General features: G+C 61.1%; 21 protein-coding genes. 14 read left to right on the forward strand and 7 right to left on the reverse strand.

Translation table 11 applies throughout. The features are described 5' to 3' along the window. The first annotated feature begins 65 nt into the window (after nucleotides 1-65). Nucleotides 66-2,330 (forward strand): DNA topoisomerase IV subunit A, encoded by a 2,265-nt coding sequence (parC, locus tag AB9N64_RS20145; RefSeq protein WP_020301636.1) that lies wholly within the window; start codon nucleotides 66-68, stop codon nucleotides 2,328-2,330. A 173-nt stretch (nucleotides 2,331-2,503) separates the two neighbouring features. Further along, the gene (locus AB9N64_RS20150; protein WP_032873461.1) at nucleotides 2,504-3,217 is read left to right on the forward strand and encodes a membrane integrity-associated transporter subunit PqiC; all 714 of its coding nucleotides are present in this window, start codon (nucleotides 2,504-2,506) and stop codon (nucleotides 3,215-3,217) included. Nucleotides 3,218-3,440: 223 nt separating this feature from the next. Here the strand turns inward: AB9N64_RS20150 and AB9N64_RS20155 are convergent, their stop codons facing one another. Then, the gene (locus AB9N64_RS20155; RefSeq protein WP_014716655.1) at nucleotides 3,441-4,973 is read right to left on the reverse strand and encodes a HAMP domain-containing protein; all 1,533 of its coding nucleotides are present in this window, start codon (nucleotides 4,971-4,973) and stop codon (nucleotides 3,441-3,443) included. Nucleotides 4,974-5,106: 133 nt separating this feature from the next. On the opposite strand from AB9N64_RS20155, the gene serB reads away from it, so the two are divergent. Further along, nucleotides 5,107-6,321 carry a phosphoserine phosphatase SerB gene (gene serB / locus AB9N64_RS20160; RefSeq protein WP_003188034.1) on the forward strand — a complete coding sequence of 405 codons (1,215 nt, stop codon included), beginning with the start codon at nucleotides 5,107-5,109 and terminating at the stop codon, nucleotides 6,319-6,321. A 134-nt stretch (nucleotides 6,322-6,455) separates the two neighbouring features. Here serB and asd read toward each other — a convergent pair whose 3' ends face one another. From asd to AB9N64_RS20175, 3 genes are read right to left on the reverse strand one after another with little or no spacing between them, the layout of a single operon-like run. Then, a complete protein-coding gene (gene asd, locus AB9N64_RS20165; protein ID WP_371359640.1) occupies nucleotides 6,456-7,316 on the reverse strand; it encodes an archaetidylserine decarboxylase in 861 nt (286 codons plus the stop codon). Nucleotides 7,317-7,331: 15 nt separating this feature from the next. Beyond that, nucleotides 7,332-8,147: a rhodanese-like domain-containing protein gene (locus tag AB9N64_RS20170; protein WP_323557735.1), complete on the reverse strand. Its 816-nt coding sequence runs from the start codon at nucleotides 8,145-8,147 to the stop codon at nucleotides 7,332-7,334. 57 nt (nucleotides 8,148-8,204) lie between these two features. Beyond that, nucleotides 8,205-9,740, reverse strand: coding sequence for an HDOD domain-containing protein (locus tag AB9N64_RS20175; RefSeq protein WP_371359641.1), 1,536 nt, complete (start codon nucleotides 9,738-9,740; stop codon nucleotides 8,205-8,207). Nucleotides 9,741-9,906: 166 nt separating this feature from the next. Between AB9N64_RS20175 and motA the strand changes: the two genes are divergently transcribed. Both motA and motB read left to right on the forward strand, forming a co-directional pair. Continuing rightward, nucleotides 9,907-10,758, forward strand: coding sequence for a flagellar motor stator protein MotA (gene motA / locus AB9N64_RS20180; protein ID WP_371359642.1), 852 nt, complete (start codon nucleotides 9,907-9,909; stop codon nucleotides 10,756-10,758). Between the two features lie 3 nt (nucleotides 10,759-10,761). Next, on the forward strand, nucleotides 10,762-11,781 hold the full coding sequence (gene motB / locus AB9N64_RS20185; protein ID WP_014716660.1) for a flagellar motor protein MotB: 1,020 nt from the start codon (nucleotides 10,762-10,764) through the stop codon (nucleotides 11,779-11,781). Between the two features lie 58 nt (nucleotides 11,782-11,839). Here the strand turns inward: motB and AB9N64_RS20190 are convergent, their stop codons facing one another. Then, nucleotides 11,840-12,235, reverse strand: coding sequence for a type II toxin-antitoxin system PemK/MazF family toxin (locus AB9N64_RS20190; RefSeq protein ID WP_014716661.1), 396 nt, complete (start codon nucleotides 12,233-12,235; stop codon nucleotides 11,840-11,842). Nucleotides 12,236-12,521: 286 nt separating this feature from the next. Next, nucleotides 12,522-13,553 carry a small ribosomal subunit biogenesis GTPase RsgA gene (gene rsgA, locus AB9N64_RS20195; RefSeq protein WP_003188044.1) on the reverse strand — a complete coding sequence of 344 codons (1,032 nt, stop codon included), beginning with the start codon at nucleotides 13,551-13,553 and terminating at the stop codon, nucleotides 12,522-12,524. A gap of 108 nt (nucleotides 13,554-13,661) precedes the next feature. Here rsgA and orn point away from each other — a divergent pair, with 108 nt between their 5' ends. Further along, on the forward strand, nucleotides 13,662-14,204 hold the full coding sequence (gene orn / locus AB9N64_RS20200) for an oligoribonuclease (RefSeq protein WP_003171343.1): 543 nt from the start codon (nucleotides 13,662-13,664) through the stop codon (nucleotides 14,202-14,204). Nucleotides 14,205-14,386: 182 nt separating this feature from the next. Continuing rightward, nucleotides 14,387-15,004 (forward strand): trimeric intracellular cation channel family protein, encoded by a 618-nt coding sequence (locus AB9N64_RS20205; RefSeq protein ID WP_169913170.1) that lies wholly within the window; start codon nucleotides 14,387-14,389, stop codon nucleotides 15,002-15,004. Here the strand turns inward: AB9N64_RS20205 and queG are convergent. Further along, entirely contained in the window at nucleotides 15,001-16,065 is a 1,065-nt protein-coding gene (gene queG, locus AB9N64_RS20210) for a tRNA epoxyqueuosine(34) reductase QueG (RefSeq protein WP_014716663.1), read from the reverse strand. The two genes, AB9N64_RS20205 and queG, sit on opposite strands and share 4 nt — an antisense overlap. Nucleotides 16,066-16,128: 63 nt before the next feature. Between queG and AB9N64_RS20215 the strand changes: the two genes are divergently transcribed. From AB9N64_RS20215 to hflX, 7 genes are all read left to right on the forward strand, one after another. Continuing rightward, nucleotides 16,129-16,989, forward strand: a complete 861-nt coding sequence (locus AB9N64_RS20215) for an NAD(P)H-hydrate dehydratase (protein WP_014716664.1) — start codon at nucleotides 16,129-16,131, stop codon at nucleotides 16,987-16,989. After that, nucleotides 16,977-17,447: a tRNA (adenosine(37)-N6)-threonylcarbamoyltransferase complex ATPase subunit type 1 TsaE gene (gene tsaE / locus AB9N64_RS20220; protein WP_014716665.1), complete on the forward strand. Its 471-nt coding sequence runs from the start codon at nucleotides 16,977-16,979 to the stop codon at nucleotides 17,445-17,447. Before AB9N64_RS20215 ends, tsaE begins: the two co-directional genes overlap by 13 nt. A gap of 15 nt (nucleotides 17,448-17,462) precedes the next feature. Then, nucleotides 17,463-18,884, forward strand: a complete 1,422-nt coding sequence (locus tag AB9N64_RS20225) for an N-acetylmuramoyl-L-alanine amidase (RefSeq protein ID WP_003188054.1) — start codon at nucleotides 17,463-17,465, stop codon at nucleotides 18,882-18,884. Next, complete coding sequence (gene mutL / locus AB9N64_RS20230) at nucleotides 18,884-20,800, forward strand: DNA mismatch repair endonuclease MutL (protein WP_371359643.1); 1,917 nt, start codon at nucleotides 18,884-18,886, stop codon at nucleotides 20,798-20,800. The genes AB9N64_RS20225 and mutL overlap by 1 nt, the downstream gene beginning before the upstream one ends. Continuing rightward, nucleotides 20,800-21,771, forward strand: coding sequence for a tRNA (adenosine(37)-N6)-dimethylallyltransferase MiaA (gene miaA / locus AB9N64_RS20235; protein WP_014716667.1), 972 nt, complete (start codon nucleotides 20,800-20,802; stop codon nucleotides 21,769-21,771). The genes mutL and miaA overlap by 1 nt, the downstream gene beginning before the upstream one ends. A 94-nt stretch (nucleotides 21,772-21,865) precedes the next feature. Beyond that, a complete protein-coding gene (gene hfq / locus AB9N64_RS20240; RefSeq protein ID WP_003188059.1) occupies nucleotides 21,866-22,126 on the forward strand; it encodes an RNA chaperone Hfq in 261 nt (86 codons plus the stop codon). 12 nt (nucleotides 22,127-22,138) lie between these two features. Beyond that, complete coding sequence (gene hflX / locus AB9N64_RS20245; RefSeq protein ID WP_003188061.1) at nucleotides 22,139-23,440, forward strand: ribosome rescue GTPase HflX; 1,302 nt, start codon at nucleotides 22,139-22,141, stop codon at nucleotides 23,438-23,440. Nucleotides 23,441-23,503: the final 63 nt, after the last annotated feature.

The following is a 23,503-nucleotide window of genomic DNA, read 5'->3' on the forward strand; positions in this document are numbered from 1 at the left end:
GATTTTTTTGAATTGAATCAGCGCAGCGGCAGTTCCGCTGCGCCTTACCCCATGATGAGGCCCGCATGAGTGACATCCTCGCAGACAGCTTAGATGGCGTAGAACGCCGGTCGCTGGCTGAATTCACCGAAAATGCCTACCTCAACTACTCCATGTACGTGATCATGGACCGTGCCTTGCCGCATATCGGCGACGGCCTGAAGCCCGTGCAACGGCGCATCATCTACGCCATGAGTGAGTTGGGCCTGGACGCCGATTCCAAGCACAAGAAATCGGCGCGTACCGTCGGTGACGTGCTGGGTAAATTCCACCCCCACGGTGATTCGGCGTGCTATGAAGCCATGGTGCTGATGGCCCAGCCGTTCAGCTACCGCTATACCCTGGTGGACGGGCAGGGTAACTGGGGTGCACCGGATGACCCCAAATCCTTCGCCGCCATGCGTTACACCGAGGCGCGGCTGTCGCGTTATTCCGAAGTGCTGCTCAGCGAGCTGGGCCAGGGCACTGCCGACTGGGGGCCGAACTTTGACGGCACCCTCGACGAACCCCTGGTGTTGCCGGCGCGTTTGCCGAATATCCTGCTCAACGGCACCACCGGTATTGCGGTCGGCATGGCCACCGATGTGCCGCCGCACAACCTGCGCGAAGTCGCCACTGCCTGCGTGCGCTTGCTGGATGAGCCCAAAGCTACGGTCGAGCAGCTCTGCGAGCATATCCAGGGCCCGGATTACCCGACCGAAGCAGAAATCATCACGCCGCGCGCGGACCTGCTGAAGATGTACGAAACGGGCAAGGGCTCGGTGCGTATGCGCGCGGTGTACCACATCGAGGACGGCGACATTATTGTGACCGCGCTGCCGCACCAGGTATCGGGTGCCAAGGTGCTGGAGCAGATCGCCGCGTTGATGCAGGCCAAGCCGTCGAAATTGCCGCAAGTGGCCGACCTGCGTGACGAGTCCGACCATGAGAACCCATGCCGCATCGTGATCATCCCGACCAACAGCCGGGTGGATCATGAAGTGCTGATGCAGCACTTGTTTGCCAGCACCGACCTGGAGTCCAGCTACCGGGTCAACGTCAACATCATCGGCCTGGACGGCAAGCCGCAGTTGAAGAACCTGCGCAACCTGCTGGTTGAGTGGCTAGAGTTCCGCGTACAAACCGTGCGCCGCCGCCTGCAATTCCGCCTCGACAAGGTTGAGCGCCGCTTGCACCTGTTGGACGGCTTGCTGATCGCCTACCTCAATTTGGATGAAGTGATCCATATCATCCGTACCGCCGAGCATCCGAAGGCCGAGCTGATCGCGCGTTTCGAGCTGAGCGAAATCCAGGCGGACTACATCCTCGACACCCGCTTGCGCCAGTTGGCTCGCCTGGAAGAAATGAAGCTGCGCGACGAGCAGGATGCCCTGCTCAAGGAACAAGCCAAGCTGCAAGCCCTGCTGGGCAGCGAAGCCAAGCTCAAGAAGCTGGTGCGCAGCGAACTGATCAAAGACGCCGAAACCTATGGCGATGACCGTCGCTCGCCTATCGTCGAGCGCGCTGAAGCCAAGGCGCTGACCGAAACCGAGCTGTTGCCCAACGAGAAAATTACCGTCGTTCTGTCGGAAAAGGGTTGGGTTCGCTCCGCCAAAGGGCATGATATTGACGCCACCGGCCTTTCGTACAAAGCCGGTGATGGCTTCAAGACCGCTGCCGCCGGGCGTTCCAATCAATTCGCGGTGTTTATCGACTCGACCGGGCGCAGTTATTCGGTGCCGGCCCACACCCTGCCGTCTGCACGGGGGCAGGGCGAGCCGTTGACCGGGCGCCTCACGCCGCCACCGGGGGCGAATTTCGAGTGCGTGCTGTTGCCGGACGATGATTCGCTGTATGTCATCGCCTCCGACGCCGGTTACGGTTTCGTGGTCAAGGGTGAAGACCTGCAGGCCAAGAACAAGGCGGGCAAGGCGCTGTTGAGCCTGCCGAACAATGCCAAGGTGATCCTGCCAAGGCCGGTGGAGGATCGGGAGAGTAACTGGCTGGCGTCGGTGACCACCGAAGGGCGCTTGCTGGTGTTCAAGATCAGCGACTTGCCGCAGCTGGGCAAGGGTAAAGGCAACAAGATCATCGGGATTCCCGGTGACCGGGTGGCCAGTCGCGAGGAGTATGTGACTGACATCGCCGTGGTCCCGGAAGGTTCTACCCTGGTGCTCCAGGCCGGCAAGCGCACGTTGTCATTGCGCCCTGACGACCTTGAACACTACAAGGGTGAGCGTGGCCGGCGAGGTAACAAACTGCCACGAGGCTTCCAGCGAGTGGATGCCTTGCTGGTCGAAACGCCGGTTTAAGCGGTACTAGAGGCCTCGATCTACGATTTAACGCGTAGATCGATGCTTTCGCGCTGGAGTCATGGCGCATATTCACGGATGATATGGCCTTTCCAGCGCCGGCGTGGCCGAGCGTGTTCAGGTTATTTTTAGTATTACATTGTGGTTCGCCTTGTGGCAGCCACTTGGATGGGATGATGACTGCTCCACGCCTTCCTCTATTTTTGATGCTCGCTGGCCTTTTGGGGTTGGCGGGTTGCAGCACACATCAACCGGTGTCGCTGTACCAGCTGGACAGCGGAAGTCCGGCTCAGCCAGCCCAAACCGCTGGCATGGCCGTATTGCTGGGGCCGGTAGTGGTTGCCGATTACCTGCAACGCGAAACCCTGCTTCAACGTCAGAACGACGGCAGCCTGCAAGGTTCCACAGATGGTCGTTGGGCCGGTAGCCTGTCGTCGGATATCAACCAGTTGATGTTGCGTCAGGTCGCCGGCCAGCTGGACAGCCAGCGTGTGGTCCTGGCACCGGGACCCTCCGGGTTCACCCCGGATGTACAGGTGTTGCTGACCATTACGCGGCTGGATTCCGGCAAGTCGCAACCGGCGATCCTGGATGCACAGTGGCGCCTGATCGACCGTCGCGGGCAGGTGCGGGACAACCGCATTGTGCATCTGCAGGAAGAGCACGCCGGCACCACTGCGTCCCAGGTCCAGGCCCAGGGTGTGCTGTTGCAGCACTTGGCACAGCAGTTGTCGGTGGCGCTCAAACCATTGGCCAACCAGCCGCCGATTGCCGAAGCGCAACCGCGTAAGCAGGCCCCCGCCCAGGCCAAGCCTGCGGCCCCGGAAAAACCGAAGATGCCGATGGCCACGCCGATTCGTACGGACTTGGAAGTGTTCAGATTCTGATCTGAATGGGGCACAAACAAAAGGCCCGCTGAATAAGCGGGCCTTTTTGTTGGGCTGCGATTTAAGCTGCACCACAACCCAAATGGGGGGGCGGGCTTGTGTGTGGGCGAGCTTGCTCGCGAATGAGGTGTGTCAGGGGCGCATCAGCTGAGTGACACGCCGCCTTTACGAGCAAGCCCGCTCCCACATAAGCCCAGCTCCACAGTAGGTATAACGCTATGCCTCAGGGTTTACGGGTCTCATGCATCCGCGCCAACTGACGCTCCAGCATCGACGGATACGGCTCCATCAACCGCTCCACACAACTGGCCCCTTCAGGGCTGGCAATCGGGCGGATACGTGCGCGTTGGCGGATCAGCGTGTCCTCACTGATCTTGCGCTCCACCAGCAGCAGGTTACGGCTGTGCTGGGACAAGGCCAGGGCATCCTGGGCGATTTCGGTCAGCAGCAGGTCGATCTGGCTGATGCCAAACAGGTCGTCACCCACGGTTAGACCCAGCTGCAGTTGCAGGGTAATGCCGCTGTCGGCTACTTCGATCTGCAGGGCATGGCCCAGGGCGCGCAACAGCTCGCCGCAGCAGATGGCATTGGTCAGGTAGTCCTCGCCGCTGTCTTCGCTGTGGAACAGCATCAGCGTGCTGCCATCGTTCAGGGTGTGCAGTTCGCTCTGGTAGAGCGAAGCGGCCTGGTCGAGGCAGTCACGGTAGCGTTCGAGCAGTTCGGTCAGGCGGGCGCGGGGCAGGCGGCGCAGTTGCTCCTGGGCACCCAGTTGCACGGCGAGTACAGCACTGTGCTGTGGCTCGGCGTTCTTGACCGCAACCGGTTTGGGCGCAGCGACTGGGGCGGCTGCCGAGGTGTCGCGCAGGTCGGCGAACGGGTCTTCGTCGTCCAGCTCGTCTTCCTCAGCCTTGATCACATGGCGCGGCGCAGGCTTGAGGCCGGCCACCGGGGCGCTTTCGTCGAAGCCTGGGTCGCGCAGGTCGCGCACTTCAAACTCAGGCTCGTCGTTGTAGTCCTCGGTGTCGTCGTACTCAGGCTCAGGTTCGACTTCAGGCGCTTTCGGCTCCGGGGCAAAGCTGGTGTGGAGCTGGCGCGCGAGGTCGCCGATTTCGTCCTGGCGATCGGTGGCCGGGGTGTGTTCGTCGATATCCCGCAGCCAGATGCGCAGTTGCATCAACGGCGTGGAGATATGCCGACCAAGGCGCAGGCTCAAGGCCAGGGCCAAGGCCAGCAGGATCGCGCTCAGGATGCCCATGCTTTGCAGGCTGATGGTCATCGGCTGCTGGAACTGTTGCATATCAAGGCTGATACGCAGTTGGCCGGCCTTCACGTCCTGGAACGTGATATTGCTCTGATACAGGCCTTCGGCCTCACCGAGCAGGCCGTTTTTCGGGCGCTGCCCGGCCTCGGCCATGATCCGGTTGTCCACGCTATAGATGGCGGCGTGGGCCACCAGCGGGTTCTTGGTCAGGTTGTTGAGCAATACGTTGAGGCTGAGGATGTCGTTGGACACCAGCAACTCAGTCGCCGAAGTGGCAGTCTGGGTTGTCAGGCTCGCGCCCAGGGCGTCAGCTTGCTCGTGCATGGCCTGCTTGAACTGCAAACCCATCACGCAGGCGTAGATCACCAGGGCCAGAGCGACCAGGATCACGTTATGGCTGGCGATGCGCAATGCAATCGGTACACGGCGATGGCGCAGTGCCCGGAAGATCAGCAGGAAGAAGTTATCGGTTTTTACTGGCGTGGGCCGGTTCACTTGCGCTCGGCTCTTGGTCCGTGAAGTTGACGCGCAGTATAGCGACAGGCCCCTGGCCGGCAAAGCGCTGCCTGTGCCCGATGGTCACTGAAAGTGGGTAGAATGCGGTTTTTTTCCAGCCTGGGGGTGCGCTTTGCGCGAAATTGTCCTGATCAACATCACGGGTGAAGACCGACCGGGTCTCACCGCAGCCATTACCGGCGTCCTGGCCCAGGGTGGTGTGAACATTCTCGACATCGGCCAGGCAGTGATCCACGACACCTTGTCGTTCGGCATCCTGGTGGAGATCCCCAGCACCGAGCAGGCCTCCTCGGTACTCAAGGACATCCTGTTTACGGCGTATAAGCTCGATCAACAGGTACGTTTCACCCCGGTGTCCGAAGCTGATTACCAGCACTGGGTCGAAGGCCAGGGTAAAAAGCGCCATATCGTCACCCTGTTGACCCGCAAGGTAACGGCTGAGCAGCTGCAGCGCGTCAGTTCGATCACCGCGCAATACGGATTGAATATCGACCATATTGACCGTCTGTCGGGTCGCATGCCATTGGACACCCCGGCTGACAAAGGCAAGGGCTGCATCGAGTTCTCCGTGCGCGGTGAACCGGCTGACGCGCAAGCGCTGCGCGCCGACTTCCTGAGCGTGGCCCAGGAACTGAATGTCGATATCGCCTTCCAGGAAGACTCCCTGTTCCGTCGCAACCGCCGCTTGGCGGTGTTCGACATGGACTCCACCTTGATCGAAGCCGAAGTCATCGATGAGCTGGCCAAGGCGGCCGGTGTGGGCGAGCAAGTTTCTGAGATTACCGAGCGCGCGATGGCCGGCGAGCTGGATTTTCGTGCCAGCTTCAAGGAGCGTCTGGCGCTGCTCAAGGGCCTGGATGTGGGCGTGTTGGACTCGATCGGCGCGTCGCTGCGCCTGACTGAAGGCGCCGAAACCCTGTTCGCCGAACTCAAGCGACTGGGCTACAAGACCGCCATCCTGTCGGGCGGCTTCACGTACTTCGCCAAGCAGTTGCAGGCCAAGCTGGGCATTGACTATGTATTCGCCAACGAGCTGGAAGTGGTGGATGGCAAAGTGACTGGCGTCGCGGTGGAGCCGATTGTTGACGCCCAGCGCAAGGCCGACCTGCTCAAGGAATTGGCCCATAAGGAAGGCTTGCGCCTGGAGCAGACCATTGCGGTCGGCGACGGCGCCAATGACTTGCCGATGCTGGCGATTGCCGGGTTGGGCGTGGCCTTTCGCGCCAAACCGTTGGTCAAGCAGTCAGCCAAGCAGGCGATTTCGACCTTGGGGTTGGATGGCGTGTTGTATCTGCTGGGCTTGCGTGACCGCGACGGTCAACTATAAGCCGATCTCACTGTCACTGATCGTTCCCACGCTCCGCGTGGGAACGCCTCCAGTGACGCTCTGCGTCACGCTTTGGGCGCAGAGCGCCTCGGGCTGCATTCCCACGCGGAGCGTGGGAACGATCAACTGCAATATCAGGCTTTCGGCAGTGCGATACCCTGGCCCATCTGCACCGGCGTACCCGCTGCCAGTTCTTCAGCCCACTTCACCTGGTCCGGCCCGAACAGCACGATGGCAGTGGAGCCCAGTTTGAAACGACCCAGTTCCGCACCCTTGTCCAGATGAATCGGCGCGCGGGCCGCTTCGTCGTAGCGGAAGGTTTTCAGCTCGCGTTTCGGCGGCGTTACCAAACCGGCCCACACGGTTTCAATCGACGCAACGATCATCGCGCCTACCAACACCACGGCCATCGGGCCGCGTTCGGTGTCGAACAAGCAGACAACGCGCTCGTTACGGGCGAACAGTTCCGGCACGTTTTCGGCGGTGGTCTGGTTGACCGAGAAAATCCGCCCTGGCACATACACCATCTCGAGCAGGGTACCGGCCAGTGGCATGTGCACCCGGTGGTAGTCCTTGGGCGACAGGTAAATTGTCGCGAACTCGCCGCCCATGAACGGCGCAGCCATTGCGGCATCGCCACCGAGCAGTTCCAGCACGCTGAAGCTGTGGCCCTTGGCCTGGAAGATACGGCCATGTTCGATCGGGCCTAGCTGGCTGACCGCGCCATCGGCAGGGCTCAACACTGCACCTGGGGTTGGATCCAACGGGCGGGCGCCGTCTTTCAACGCACGGGTGAAGAAGGCGTTGAAGTGCTCGTAGGCGGTCAGGTCTTCCACCAGGGCCTGGGACATGTCCACCTGGTAGCGCTTAGCGAACCAGGCAGTGAAGGCGTTCTTGAACCAGCGCACGCGACACTCGGCGATGCAACCAGCCAGGCGCGACAGCAAGTGGTGCGGCAGCAAGTACTGGCTGAGGATAAACAACTGCTTTTTCATAACTGTCCTTAAACCTTAAATCTCAACGGGGGTGTCGGGGTGATTGCCCCATTCGCCCCAGGAACCGGCATAACCTTTGACTCGCGGATAACCGAGCGCCTTGGCCACCAGGTAGGTGAAGCCAGAGCGGTGGTGAGTCTGGCAGTGGGTGATGATTTCTTTGTCTTTGGTCAGCCCGAGGTCTTCGAGGATTTGCGGCATGTCACGGCGGATACGCAGGTTGCGCGCCTTGTCCATGCCGGCAGTCCATTCGAAGTTCACCGCGCCGGGAATGTGGCCGCCCTTGGCTGCGAGCACTTTCTCGCCGGAATACTCCAGCGGGCCACGAGCGTCCCAGATCCCCAGGTCGGCCGCGCCGAGACGGCTTTGCAGGTATTCGCGGGTGGCTGTGGGGCCGTCGTGCAGCGTAAGGCTGACCGGGCCGCCGGCTGCTGCGGGCACATCGGTGGAAAGCGGGTGCCCTTCCTCCAGCCAAGCCAGCAGGCCGCCGTCGAGGTAGTGATATTTCTGGTGGCCGATCACGTCGAGCATCCAGATAAAACGCCCGGCCCAACCGCCGCCTTCGTCGTCGTAGACCACATAGGTGGCGTCCGGGGTGTGGCCCAGTTCGCCGAACAGTTTTTCCAGGTCGGCCTTGCTTGGTAGCAGGCCGGGTGCCGGTGGCTGTCCCAGTTGGGTGCGCTTGGGGTCAACGAAATGCGCGCCGGGGATATGCCCTTCGGCGTAGCGGGCGACACTGGTGAGGTCTACCAGTATCAAGTGCTTGGAATCGAGGCGACCCAACAGGTCGGCGGATTCGATCACCAGCGGCAAGCCAGAGAAGTCAGGCATGTGAGGTCTCCTGGGCACAAATGTTGGCGATAAAGGCCGGTGATTGTAGCGCAAGCATCAGGCGCTGCGGTTGGTAAAGCTGTGCAGGGCTTTCTCGATGCATTGGGCGGTTTTGCCGAACGCCTGCACGGTGGTTTCCGAGAACGGCCCGCCGCCCTGGTCCGCCACGATCAGCATGACCACACGGCCGTTGCAGCTCAGTGAGCGCAGCAGCAGATGCTCGCCAATAAACAGACGACGCAGGATCGGTGGCAGCAATGCGGAAAACTGCGCATGGTTGTCGGGGGTCAGGCGTACCTGGGCGGACTTTTCCAGCAGGCGTTGCAGCAGTGTGCTGTTCACCACATCCAGGCTCAGGTGAGCCGCGTCCTTGGGCAGGCCGTCGGCCTGGTGTACACGCAAGGTGCTCAAGGCGCGATCTGCCATAAATATCAGTACCCGCTGCATGCCACTGGCGACCAAGGCTTCCTTGGCGCAAGTGGTCAGGTGCATGGCGTTGGCAAAGCGGCTCGGCTCCACCAGCAACTCGGTGCAGCGCGTGCGCCACACGGCCAAGGCTTCGGCCGTGGGCGGTGGTGCAGGTAGCAAGCCGCGATGGACTTTCTGCACATGCCACGGCCAGATCAGCGACAGCGCCGGGTGCCAGAGGTCGGGCATCAAGGTGGTACGCGCGCTGGTCACCGCTTGCTGGTGGGCTTGCTGTTGCACATCGCTCAATGGCGTTTGCAGGTACAGCGCCGTCAGGTATTGCCAGCGCTCTGTGTGCGGGCAGGTCCAGGATTCCTGGGCCGACATCGCCAAGCCATTGGCCAGCAACACGGTATTGGCCGGCTGGTTCAGCCAGCGTCGCAGGTTGGGCTCGGCATCGAGCAATTGCTGGTGACGCAGGGCATCGTCTTGACGGGCAATGTGCAGCGCCTTGACCAGCAGGCGTTGCTCGGCCAACAGCAACTTGTAGCCCTGTGAAACCCAGATCGGCAGGTGCCAGGCTTCGGTCAGGCCCAGGCACAGGTCGAGCAAGCGCACGCCGAATAGCTGTTGCTCGACCTGGCGTGCCGATTGGCCTTTATGGATCACCCGCAACTCCCACTCTTCCAAAAGCTTGGGGTAGGCGACGGCCATCGGCCACAGTGGCGACAAAAACAGCAGGCTGCCCCAGTGGATGTCCTGCCACAACCGCGCCAGGCGACTGCCGAACAAACCGTTAGCTTGCTGGGATGCGTGCTGGCTGATCAGCAACAGCTGACGCAAGGCCACGGGGATTTCCTGGGCGGGTACCGAAGGCAGGCGCGCCAACAGCTCTTCGGCACGTTTGAGGCCAAGACGGTTAAGTGCGACTTCAAGGTTTTCCGCAGGTTCGGCCAGGCTGCCGTGGGCTTGGCTGTTGGCTTCGCGCATCACACTCAGCACCAGGGCCGGACTGTTTTGCATCAACTCAGCAATATCTCGCAATGAACTGCGGCTATCGCGAATAGCTTTGCACACGCGTTCGTGGCTGGCCTGGGGCACGGGCAGCAGCACGTCGTCCAGGCACTTGATCCAAGCGGCGAGGGTAGTGGGGCGGTTTGTTGGGGTTGTCGTTTCAATTGCCATGATTGGGGCGCGATCATCACTTGCGTTCAACACGCCCGGAACGGGCCGAATTGGCTTTTCGCCTTAACGGGCTATAGTCTGGCGCAGTTTTGCCGATAAGTAGAACAAGAGTTTTCTGCTGCACCCAATATGTCCATGAACCCGACGGCGCAAGTACCCCTCTCCTATGGCTAAAATTATCGGCATCATTGTCGTCATCGCAAGTGTGGTCGGAGGGTACGTCCTCTCCCACGGTAAAATCGCCGCACTGATCCAGCCTTTCGAAGTGCTGATTATCGGCGGTGCAGCGTTCGGCGCATTTTTGCAGGCCAACCCAGGCTATATGACCATGCACGTGGTCAAGAAGTCCCTGGGCATGTTCAGCTCGCGCTTCTCCCACACGTTTTATCTGGAAGTGCTGGGGCTGATCTACGAGATCCTCAACAAAAGCCGCCGCGAAGGCATGATGGCGATCGAAGGCGATATCGAAGACGCCGCGGCCAGCCCGATTTTTGCCAAGTACCCGGCCGTGCTCAAAGACGAGCGCATGACCGCGTATATCTGTGATTACCTGCGCATCATGTCCTCCGGCAACATGGCGCCCCACGAGCTAGAAGGCCTGTTCGACATGGAGTTGTTCAGCCTCAAGGAAGAGCTGGAGCATCCTTCCCACGCCGTGACCGGCATCGCCGACGGCATGCCCGGTTTCGGTATTGTCGCAGCGGTACTGGGTATCGTGGTGACCATGGCGTCCCTGGGCGAAGGCGATCAGGCGGCCATCGGCATGCACGTAGGTGCGGCGCTGGTGGGGACCTTCTTCGGTATTCTCGCCGCCTATGGTTTCTTCGGCCCGCTCGCCACCTCCCTGGCCCACGATGCCAAGGAAGAAATCAACCTCTACGAAGCGATCAAGGCGTGCCTGGTGGCATCGGCCTCGGGCATGCCGCCGTCGCTGGCTGTGGAGTTCGGGCGCAAGGTGCTGTACCCGAAACATCGCCCAAGCTTCTCCGAGCTGGAACAAGCGGTTCGCGGTCGCTAAGCCATGGAAAACAACCAGCCGATCATCATCAAGCGCGTCAAGCGCTTCGCTGCGGGCCACCATGGCGGCGCCTGGAAAATCGCCTTCGCCGACTTTGCCACGGCGATGATGGCGTTCTTCCTGGTGTTGTGGCTGATGTCCACCGCTACGCCAGAACAGAAAATCGCCATCGCCGGCTACTTCAAAGACCCGATTGGCTTTTCGGAAAGCGGTACGCCGTTTGTCATTGACCTGGGCGGCTCGCCGGAACTGGCGCCCGAGCGCACCATCAACCCGGAAGTGCAAACTGAATCGCCTCAGGAAAAAATCCCGATCGAGCGCGACACTGTCGAATCCATGGCCGAGCAGGTCGAACAGGAGCGACTGGAACTGTTGCTGCAGGAATTGCAGAACAAGGTTGAAGAAAACCCACAGTTGCTGAAGTTCAAGGACCAGATTTCCTTCGAGATCACCCCCGAGGGGCTGCGCATCCAGATTACCGATGCCGCCAACCGGCCGATGTTCGACTCGGGCAGTGCGCGCTTGAAGCCGTACTTTGAAGACATCCTGCTGGCCATGGCTGACACCATCAAGGCGGTGCCCAACAAGATCAGCATCAGCGGGCACACCGACGCCAAACCCTACGCGGGCCAGGGTGATTTCGGCAACTGGGAGCTCTCGGCCAACCGCGCCAATGCTGCCCGACGTGCGCTGGTGGCCGGCAGCTACCCGGACCCGCAAGTGGCGCGGGTGGTGGGCTTTGCCTCCTCGCAGCTGTTTGATCCCAAAGACCCGTACAACCCGGTCAACCGCCGTATCGACATCGTGGTGCTGACCAAAAAAGCCCAGCGTGCGATTGAGGGCGATCAACCACCGCTACCGGCACCGACCCAGGGCGACGGTGCGCCAGGCGAAGTGCCGGCCGACCCGAACGCGCTGCCTCCGGAGCAGGAACCGCTGCCAGCCCATGAGCTGCGCCAGAAGCTGAACCTGTTTGATGACGGGGGCGTCAAGGATCCTACGGCGCCTGCACCGGGGTCATAGTTGATCTAAGCGCTGGAAACGTAAACGCCCCGATCATTCGGGGCGTTTTCATGTGTGTTCAAAGTGGGAGGTACGCTTTGACACCACTGACTACGCCTCGCATGTCGTCGGCGCACAGGCGTGGGACGAAGTACTCTCGACCTTTGGAGCGAGTCTTTCTATGCAACTTGTCGAGGCGCTCAAAGCTGACGGTATAAATCATGTCGCACTTCACCCATAGCTCTTTATAGCCATCGGACTGAAGTGGATTGGTGCGTAGCAAATGGTGCCAGTCGTATTGGGTCGCTGGTGCAGTAGAGGAGATTGGCACCACGGTGCAGAGCTTGCGACTGTGGGTCGCGGTAGGAGATATCACTACGACTTTGCGGATCTTCAGCATTTCCGGGGCGACAAAGCCTCGGGTGAAGTCACACAGCAAAACGTCGCCTTGTTTGGGGTGATAGTAGAGAGCCAAATGTTAATTCCCCACAAAAAGCAAAGCCGCCCGAAGGCGGCTTCATTCGACACGCAGCGGAGCTTGCTTCGCCCCTTCTGCGCCGCTGGATCAACTCCGAAAAGGATCCAGACTCCTGCCAGCTTTCGCTGGTGACGGAGCAATTATGAGCATCAGGAAATCCGAATACAAGCTGGCATGTGCGTATCAGCCACCCAGTTGACTCGAATTCTTGATGCCTGCTCCTGTTAAATCAATGGGCTAGGGCTTTCAGCCCGCTGGTTTATGTGTATCAAGAAATTGACCGTCAATAGCTGCTCTCAGGCAAGCTCGCAATAATCGACCGATAGCTGTTCATCCGCTGCTGCTGCACGCGCCCATCTTCCAGTGCCTTGAGCAACGCACAACCCGGCTCGCGGTCGTGTTTGCAGTCGCGGAAGCGGCAGGTGCCGATCAGGTCGTTGAACTCGATGAAGCCCGCTTCCACATCGCTGCGGCTGACGTGGCCCAAGCCGAATTCACGGATACCCGGTGAGTCAATCAACTCGCCGCCGCCCGGGAAGTGGAACAACCGCGCGGTGGTGGTGGTGTGGGTGCCCTGGCCGGACAGTTCCGACAGCGGGCCCACGCGGGTTTCGACTTCCGGCAACAGGCTGTTGACCAGCGACGACTTGCCCACGCCTGACTGGCCGACGAACACGCTGATCCGCCCGTCCAACTGCTGTTGCAGCTGTTCCATGCCGTTGCCGTGGTGAGCCGACACTTCCAGCACCGGGTAGCCCAGGGTGCGATAGACCGCCAGCAGCGCATTGAGCGCCGGGGCGTTCTGCTCGTCGATCAGGTCGAATTTGTTCAGCAGCAGCAACGGACGGATACCAGCATGCTCAGCCGCGACCAGGTAGCGGTCGATCAGGTTGGCATGGGGCTCGGGCAGTGGCGCGAACACGATCACGATCATGTCGACGTTGGCCGCCACCGGCTTGAGCTGCCCACGGCTGTCGGGGCGGCGCAGCTCGGTACTGCGCGGCAACTGGGCGACGATGACGCCGATGCCCTGGTTGCCGGCACGCCACACCACCTTGTCGCCGGTGACCAGCGCGGGCAGGTTGGCGCGCAAGTGGCAACGGAACACCTGGCCCGCGAGTTCGCCTTCGAGCGCCTCGACTTCGACCTGCACACCAAAGTGCGCGATCACCAAGCCGGTTTGTTCGGGCCCCAGGTCGCCGCCCTCGAGCGCTTCCACGGCGGAGGATTCACGTTTGGCTGCGCGGGCGGCGCGTTCACCTTGAATCTTTTCGATGCGCCAGTTTTGGCGACGGTTGAGCTGGCGTTTGGCCATTGGTGTTCCGTGTCGATAATGCAAAAGTTGGGTAAAACGGTCGCGAGTCTAGCACGCCCCCGCCTGCTAAACTGCCCGGCTACGCCAAGGTGCCAAGAGAATCAAGCCATGCAAAACCCACAGAACCTGATTTGGATCGATCTGGAAATGACCGGTCTGAACCCCGACACCGACGTCATCATCGAGATGGCGACCATTGTCACCGACAGCAACCTCAACACCTTGGCCGAAGGCCCGGTGATCGCCATCCACCACAGCGACGCCGTACTCGCCACCATGGACGAGTGGAACACCCGCACCCACGGTAACTCCGGGCTGACCCAGCGCGTGCGCGACAGCCGCATCAGCATGGCCGAAGCCGAGGCCGAAACCATTGCCTTCCTGGAAAAATGGGTGCCCAAGGGCAAATCGCCGATCTGCGGCAACAGCATCTGCCAGGACCGTCGCTTCCTTTATACGCACATGAAGGGGCTGGAAAGTTACTTCCATTACCGCAACCTGGACGTGTCGACCTTGAAGGAACTGGCTGCGCGTTGGGCCCCGGAAGTCAAAGACAGCTTCCATAAAGGCAGCACGCACCTGGCGCTGGATGATATTCGCGAGTCGATTGCTGAGTTGCAGCATTACCGCAAGCATTTCATCAAGGCTTGATTCTACGGCGCCAGTGAATGCGCCATCGCAGGCAAGCCAGCTCCCACATTTGGCTGCATTCGTAAATTCAAAGTGTGGGAGCTGGCTTGCCTGCGATACAGGCGACGCGGTTTATCGCCAAGTGCCCCCTTTTGGTGCCCTCGGCAAATGATTAGACTGCCGGCCTCTCTGTCAGGATCGCCATCATGTTGCTGATGCTCTACCTCGTCGCCATCACCGCCGAAGCCATGACTGGCGCCCTGTCCGCGGGGCGGCGTGGCATGGACTGGTTTGGCGTGGTGCTGATCGCTTGCGTGACAGCCCTGGGCGGCGGTTCGGTGCGCGATGTGTTGCTCGGCCACTACCCGCTGACCTGGGTCAAACACCCGGAGTACCTGGTGCTGACCTCCGTTGCGGCATTGGTGACGATCTTTATCGCGCCCTTGATGCGCCACCTGCGCTCGCTGTTCCTGGCGCTGGATGCGGTGGGGTTGGTGGCCTTCACCCTGATCGGCTGCATGACCGCCCTGGAAATGGGCCACGGTATGTTGGTGGCGTCGGTCAGCGGGGTCATCACCGGGGTATTCGGCGGCATCCTGCGGGATATCTTCTGTAACGACATCCCGCTGATCTTCCGCCGCGAGCTGTATGCCAGCGTGTCGTTCCTGGCTGCCTGGTTCTACTTGCTGTGCCTGTACCTGGAGCTGCCCAGCGAGCAAGCGATTCTGCTGACGCTGTTCAGTGGCTTCCTGTTACGCCTGCTGGCGATCCGGTTTCACTGGGAAATGCCCAAGTTCGTCTACAACGACGATGTGCACTAGCGCGCAGCGTGTTGCTCCAGCGCCCATTCCACGTGTTCGCGTACCAACTCCGACGGGTAGTCCCGCCGCGCCTTCAAGGCTTCCAGCACTGGAATGCTGGAGGGCGCATTGCCCAGGCCCACCGCCAGATTGCGTAACCAGCGCTCGTAACCGGCGCGGCGCAGGGGCGAGCCCTCGGTGCTGCTGAGGAATTTATCCTCGTCCCACATAAACAATTCGGCCAGTTCTGCGTTATTCAGATTGTGCCGTGGCTTGAAATCGCTTTCGGCGGTGGGTCGGGCGAAACGATTCCACGGGCAAACGATCTGACAGTCATCGCAGCCAAATACCCGGTTGCCGATCAGTGGGCGCAGGTCTTCGGGGATGGCGCTCTTGAGTTCGATGGTCAGGTAGGAAATGCAGCGCCGGGCGTCCAGTACATAGGGGCCGACGAAGGCGTTAGTGGGGCAGATGTCCAGGCAGGCGGTGCAGCGGCCACAGTGTTCGGTGGTGTGGGGTGGGTCTACCGGCAAGGGCAAATCGACAAACAGCTCGCTCAGGAAGAAATAACTGCCGGCCTTGCGGTTGAGCACAAGGGTGTTTTTACCGATCCAGCCCAGGCCCGCTTGCTCGGCAATGGCTTTTTCCAGGACGGGCGCGCTGTCGACAAAGGCGCGAAAGCCGAACGGCCCGATCTGCGCCTGGATGCGGTCGGCCAGTTGCTGCACGCGCTTGCGGATCAGCTTGTGGTAGTCGCGGCCCAGGGCGTAGCGCGATATATAGGCTTTTTCCGGCTGGGCCAGTAGTTGCGCCATCTGGGTGTCGCCGGGCAGGTAGTCCATGCGCAGTGACACCACGCGCAAGGTGCCGGGCACCAGCTCGTCGGGGTGGGAGCGTTTGCTGCCGTGGGCGCCCATGTATTCCATCTCGCCGTGGTAACCCGCGTCGAGCCAGCGTTGCAGGTGCTGTTCATGCTCAGCCAGGTCGAGGCCGCTGATGCCGACTTGCTGAAAGCCCAGCTCGCGACCCCATTCTTTGATCGATTGGGCGAGGGCGGGCAGATCGGAGGTAATAGCAGGCATGAGACACGGGAAACCACAGGTTAGATGCGTATAATTCTGCCAGACATCGGAGCTTGAAGACGCATGCCTCAGACAAAACACCCAATTACCGACGTTCAGCTGTTGTTGCCCGGCCATTTGCCGCAACTGGCTGCGCGTTCCCCGGACGCCCATAAGGGCCAATTCGGCCACCTGCTGGTCATCGGTGGTGACCGTGGCGTTGGCGGCGCGGCGTTGCTGAGCAGCGAAAGTGCCTTGCGCAGCGGCGCCGGCATGGTCTCGCTGGCGACGCGACCGGAACACGTGCCGGCCTCTCTGGCTCGGCTGCCGGAGGTCATGGCCGTCGGCGTGAGCTCGGCCAACCAGTTGATGGGCCTGCTGGAAAAAATTTCGGTGATCGTCATTGGCCCAGGCCTCGGCGATGCCGCCTGGGGCAAGAGCCTGTTGTCGGTCGCGGCCAATGCCAGCCAGCCGCAGGTGTGGGATGCCGATGCGCTCAATCAACTGGCCACTGGCAGCGTCGAGCTGCCGGCCAACTGTGTAATTACCCCTCATCCGGGCGAAGCTGCGCGTTTGTTGGGGCTCTCGACAGCCCAGGTTCAGGCAGATCGCCTTAAGGTGGCGCGCGCGTTGAGCCAAAGATTCAATGCCGTGACTATCCTCAAGGGTGCAGGCAGTTTGATTGCCAGCCCGGATGGGCGTGTGTCGCGGTGTGATCAAGGCCACCCGGCGATGGCAACAGCTGGGCTCGGTGATGTTTTGGCCGGTCTGGTCGGGGCACTATTGGCTCAGGGTATGCCCGCGTACGAAGCGAGCTGCCTGGCCGTGTGGTTGCACGCGACCGCCGGAGACCGCCAGGGCAGTTTTGGTCGCGGCTTGGCCGCCAGCGACCTGATGCCCGCCATTCGTCAATTGCTGGAGGAGCAGTCGCCGTGCCTGAAGTAATTCTTTTCCTGGCAGATGAAGAGGCCATGGTCGCGTTGGGTCAGCGTATTTCGCAGGTCACGCAAGGGGCCGGGTTGATCTTTCTCGAGGGCGATCTGGGCGCAGGCAAAACCACATTGTCCCGGGGGATTATTCGCGGCCTTGGCCATACCGGCGCGGTAAAAAGCCCGACCTTCACGTTGGTCGAGCCTTACGAGATCGGCGACGTGCGTGCTTTCCACTTCGACCTCTATCGCCTGGTCGATCCGGAAGAGTTGGAGTTCATGGGCATCCGTGATTACTTCGACGATGATGCGCTGTGCCTGATCGAGTGGCCAAATAAAGGCACAGGCTTTTTGCCAAAGCCGGACCTGACCATTACCATTACGCCGCATGAGCACGGACGTCAGCTGAAGTTGTTGCCCCAGAGCCCACGCGCTGAGTCGTGGTGTGCTGCTCTGGCATTGGAATTCAAATAATTGGTGGGGTTAGGTATGCGCTTTCGCGCGTTGGTTGCTGTCGTGGGGGTGTTGCTTGCGGCAATGACTGTCAATGCTCTGGCTGCTTCACAGGTGAAAAGTGTTCGCCTGTGGCGAGCGCCGGATAACACGCGACTGGTGTTCGACCTGTCTGGCCCGGTCCAGCACAGCGTCTTTACCTTGACGGCGCCTGATCGCCTGGTGATCGATATCAACGGTGCCAGCCTGGCCGCGCCGCTGAAAGTCTCCACCGCCAACACGCCCATTACCGCCATGCGCTCGGCCCAGCGTACGCCGACCGACCTGCGTGTGGTCATCGACCTGAAAAAGGCCGTGACCCCCAAAAGCTTCTCCCTGGCCCCCAACGCCCAGTACGGCAACCGCCTGGTGGTCGACCTGTTCGACAACCCCGCCGACGCCGCACCGCCGCCTGCGCCAACGCCGAGCGTGGCGACGGTGCCTGCGGTGCCGGTCAACCCTTCGCAACCCCAGGTCAAGCTGCCACCACCGCCGCCTGCCCCGGCAGGCAAGCGCGACATTATCGTGGTGATCGACGCCGGCCATGGTGGCGAAGACCCTGGGGCTTCCGGCTCCCGCGGCCAGCATGAGAAAGACGTGGTGCTCGCCATCGCCCGTGAACTGCAGCGCCAGGTCAATGGCATGAAAGGCTACCGCGCCGAGCTTACCCGTACCGGTGACTACTTCATTCCGTTGCGTGGCCGTACCGAAATTGCCCGTAAGAAGGGCGCTGACCTGTTCGTTTCCATTCACGCCGACGCCGCGCCTTCAACCGCTGCCTTTGGCGCCTCGGTATTTGCCCTGTCGGATCGCGGCGCTACCTCCGAGACTGCGCGCTGGCTGGCCGACAGTGAAAACCGTTCCGACTTGATCGGCGGGGCCGGCAACGTCTCCCTTGATGACAAGGACAAGATGCTCGCAGGCGTACTGCTCGACCTGTCGATGACCGCCTCGCTGACCTCCAGCCTCAACGTGGGCCAGAAAGTCCTGAGCAATATCGGCCGCGTGACCTCGCTGCACAAGCAGCGCGTAGAACAAGCCGGGTTCATGGTGTTGAAATCGCCGGATATCCCGTCGATCCTGGTGGAAACCGGGTTTATCTCCAACGCCAACGAAGCGTCGAAACTGGCCAGCGCCAGCCACCAGCAAGCGCTGGCGCGCTCCATCAGCGCCGGTGTGCGCCAGTTCTTCCAGCAGAACCCGCCGCCGGGCACCTATATCGCCTGGCTGCGCGACTCCGGCAAAATCGCCCAGGGCCCGCGTGACCATCGTGTGCAGCCCGGTGATACCGTTGCCATGCTGGCCGTGCGTTTCCAGGTCACGCCTGCAGCCTTGCGCAGCGCCAATAACCTGAAAACCGATGAGTTGAAGATCGGCCAGGTGTTGACCATCCCCGGTACTTCATTGGCGGCGCAGTGATGAGCGAATCCACCTTGAACAGCGGCTCACGCATTGAATTGCTCAGCCCGCGCCTTGCCAACCAGATCGCCGCGGGTGAGGTGGTTGAGCGCCCGGCGTCGGTGATCAAGGAGTTGCTGGAAAACAGCATCGACTCGGGTGCCAAACGCATTGATGTCGATGTGGAGCAGGGCGGCGTCAAGCTGCTGCGGGTACGTGACGATGGCAGCGGCATCTCTTCGGATGACCTGCCCCTGGCCCTGGCCCGCCACGCCACCAGCAAGATCCGCGACTTGGAGGACCTGGAGCGGGTCATGAGCCTGGGCTTTCGTGGTGAGGCCCTCGCCTCCATCAGCTCCGTGGCCCGCCTGACCCTGACCTCCCGCACCCGCAGCGCCGAGCAAGCCTGGCAGGTGGAAACCGAAGGCCGCGACATGGCGCCTCGGGTCCAGCCGGCGGCGCACCCGGTGGGTACCTCAGTGGAAGTGCGCGACCTGTTTTTCAATACCCCGGCGCGGCGCAAATTCCTCAAAACCGAGAAAACCGAATTCGATCACCTGCAAGAAGTCATCAAGCGCCTGGCCCTGGCCCGTTTCGACGTGGCCTTTCACCTGCGCCACAATGGCAAGACCATCCTCAGCCTGCACGAAGCCAACGACGACGCCGCCCGTGCTCGGCGGGTGGCAGCGGTGTGTGGCGGCGGGTTCCTTGAACAGGCGCTGCCGATTGAGATCGAGCGCAATGGCTTGAGGTTGTGGGGCTGGGTCGGGTTGCCGACGTTCTCCCGCAGCCAGGCCGATTTGCAGTATTTCTTTGTGAACGGCCGGGCGGTCCGCGACAAACTGGTGGCCCATGCGGTGCGCCAGGCTTATCGCGATGTGCTGTTCAACGGGCGACACCCGACTTTTGTGCTGTTCTTTGAGGTTGACCCTTCGGTGGTCGACGTCAACGTGCACCCGACCAAACACGAGGTGCGCTTCCGTGACGGGCGCATGGTGCATGACTTCCTCTACGGCACGCTGCACCGCGCCTTGGGTGACGTGCGCCCGGATGATCAGTTGTCGGCGCCGATTGTCACGGCCGTGGTACGCCCGAGCGGTCCGGAAGCCGGCGAGTTCGGCCCCCAGGGTGAGATGAGCCTGGCGGCCAACCTGCTGCAATCGCCGCAGGCGCAGCCAGCCTACACGGCGCCGAATTCGGGTGCCGGTGCGGGTTATCAGTACCAATACACACCGCGCCCGCAATCGACGGCGCCGGTGGCCGAAGCCCAGGCGGCGTACCGTGAGTTTTTCGCGCCGTTGCCGGGTGCCGAGCCGGGTGCTGCTGTGGCGTTGCCTGAAGGCGGCGGTGATATTCCGCCGCTGGGCTATGCCCTGGCGCAGCTCAAAGGCATTTATATCCTCGCCGAAAACGCCCATGGCCTGGTGCTGGTGGACATGCACGCTGCCCATGAACGGATCATGTACGAGCGCCTGAAGATCGCCATGGCCAGCGAAGGCCTCAGCGGCCAGCCGCTGCTGGTGCCCGAATCCCTGGCGGTGAGCCAGCGTGAAGCCGACTGCGCAGAAGAACATCACAGTGTGTTCCAGAAGCTGGGCTTCGAACTGCAACGCCTGGGCCCGGAAACCCTGGCGATCCGCCAGATTCCCGCGCTGCTCAAGCAGGCCGAGGCCAACCGCCTGGTGGCCGACGTGCTGGCAGACCTGATGGAGTACGGCACCAGTGATCGTATCCAGGCGCATATCAACGAATTGCTCGGCACCATGGCCTGCCACGGCGCCATCCGCGCCAACCGCCGCCTGGCCCTGCCGGAAATGAACGGCCTGCTGCGCGACATGGAAAACACCGAGCGCAGCGGCCAATGCAACCATGGCCGACCGACCTGGACCCAGATGGGCCTGGATGATCTGGACAAACTATTTTTGCGCGGCCGCTGATGAGTGCCTTGCCTCCCGCCATTTTCCTGATGGGCCCCACGGCCGCCGGCAAGACCGACCTGGCCATCGAGCTGACCAAGGTGCTGCCCTGCGAATTGATCAGCGTCGACTCTGCCCTGGTTTACCGGGACATGGATATCGGTACGGCCAAGCCGTCGAAGGCGCTGTTGGCCCAGTATCCGCACAAGTTGATCGACATCATCGATCCGGCGCAGAGCTATTCGGCGGCGGATTTTCGCACCGACGCCCTGGCGGCCATGGCCGAGATTACCGCGCGCGGCAATATCCCGCTGCTGGTGGGCGGCACCATGCTCTACTACAAGGCGTTGCAGGAAGGCCTGGCCGATATGCCGCCTGCCGATGCCCAGGTGCGCGCCGAACTTGAAGAAGAGGCTGCGCGCCTTGGCTGGCAGGCCCTTCATGATCAGTTGGCGGCGGTAGATCCGGTGTCTGCGGCACGTATTCACCCCAATGACCCCCAGCGGCTCACACGCGCCCTGGAAGTCTGGCGCGTCAGTGGCCAGACCATGACTGAACATCGGCTGAAACAAAGTGCGCAAAGTACTGATGCAGGCGCATCTGGACAGTCACAATTGCCCTATACTGTGGCGAATCTGGCCATCGCTCCGGCAGATCGCCAGGTGCTGCATGAACGAATTGCACAAAGATTCACAATTATGTTGGAACAGGGGTTTGTGGACGAGGTCGTAGCACTGCGTTCAAGAGGTGACCTGCATGCAGGGCTGCCTTCGATACGTGCTGTAGGCTACCGCCAAGTCTGGGATCATCTGGATGGCAAGCTGACGTCAGCCGAAATGCAGGAGCGCGGCATCATCGCCACGCGCCAGTTGGCGAAGCGCCAGTTCACCTGGCTGCGCAGCTGGAGCGATTTGCACTGGTTGGACAGCCTGGACAGCGACAATCTGTCACGCGCCTTGAAATACTTGGGAACGGTCTCCATATTGAGCTGAGTCCTTGCAATTGCCGTCTATCCTTGGGGGTGTGACGGCCATAAGCTATCTATTTTCCGATTTTTTATTATTGATCCTTAAAGGAGTGCGGCACATGTCAAAAGGGCATTCGCTACAAGACCCTTACTTGAATACTTTACGTAAAGAGAAAGTTGGGGTTTCCATCTATCTGGTCAACGGCATCAAGCTGCAAGGTACGATCGAGTCGTTCGACCAATTCGTTATCCTGCTGAAAAACACCGTCAGCCAGATGGTTTACAAGCACGCTATCTCGACAGTCGTTCCAGTTCGTCCAATCCGTCTGCCTAGCGCAGCCGGTGATGAACAGGGTGACGCTGAGCCAGGTAACGCCTGATAGGAGTCTCCTTTGTTCTTTGAGCGCCACGGTGGTGGTGAGCGAGTAATCCTCGTTCACTTGGATGGACAGGACCCTGAGGCGCGCGAAGATCCGCAGGAGTTTCAGGAGTTGGCAAATTCGGCCGGCGCCGAGACCGTTGCGTTTTTTAACGTACCGCGTCATCGGCCAACCGCCAAATACCTGATTGGCAGCGGCAAGGTCGAGGAACTGCGCGACCTGGTTCATGCCGAAGAAGCCGATCTGGTGATCTTCAATCACACCCTCACGCCCAGTCAGGAACGTAACCTCGAACGTGTTTTCGAGTGTCGCGTGATCGACCGTACCGGCCTGATTCTCGACATTTTCGCCCAGCGCGCCCGTACCCATGAAGGCAAGCTCCAGGTCGAACTGGCCCAGCTTGATCACATGAGCACCCGCCTGGTTCGCGGCTGGACTCACCTTGAGCGTCAGGGTGGCGGTATCGGCATGCGTGGCCCGGGTGAAACCCAGTTGGAAACCGACCGGCGTCTGCTGCGGGTTCGCCTGCGCCAGATCAAGGGCCGCCTGGAAAAAGTGCGCAGCCAGCGCGAGCAGTCGCGACGTGGCCGTTCCCGTGCGGATATCCCTACGGTTTCGTTGGTGGGCTACACCAACGCCGGCAAATCCACGCTGTTCAATAACGTGACCAAGTCGGATGTGTACGCGGCCGACCAACTGTTCGCCACCCTCGATCCGACCCTGCGGCGTCTGGACATCGACGACCTGGGGCCGATTGTGCTGGCCGATACTGTGGGTTTCATTCGTCACCTGCCCCACAAGCTCGTCGAGGCATTTCGGTCTACGCTCGAAGAGTCGAGCAATTCCGACCTGCTGTTGCACGTGATCGATGCGGCCGAACCGGATCGTATGTTGCAGATTGAACAGGTCATGGTGGTGCTGGGCGAGATTGGTGCCCAGGACTTGCCGATCCTCGAGGTCTATAACAAACTCGATTTGCTTGAAGGCGTTGAGCCACAGATCCAGCGCGACGAGAACGGCAAGCCCCAGCGGGTCTGGTTGTCGGCGCGAGATGGCAGTGGCTTGGAGTTGCTGGAACAAGCCATTGCCGAATTGCTCGGCAGCGATTTGTTCGTCGGCACCTTGCGCTTGCCGCAGCGTTTTGCTCGACTGCGTGCACAGTTTTTCGAGTTGGGCGCGGTACAGAAAGAAGAACACGACGAAGAAGGTGTCAGCTTGCTGGCCGTTCGATTGCCACGCTCGGAACTCAATCGGCTTGTCAGCCGAGAGGGTGTTGTACCGGCAGAGTTTATCGAACAACACACTTTGCAATAAAAGCCTGAGAAAGCGGTTGTGCCGCAGTAGCAGGCATTCTGTAGCATTGGTCGGCGCGCCGTG

Origin of the sequence: Pseudomonas sp. KT_2_4, from assembly GCF_041410225.1 — a bacterium.
Lineage (GTDB): Bacteria > Pseudomonadota > Gammaproteobacteria > Pseudomonadales > Pseudomonadaceae > Aquipseudomonas > Aquipseudomonas paracarnis.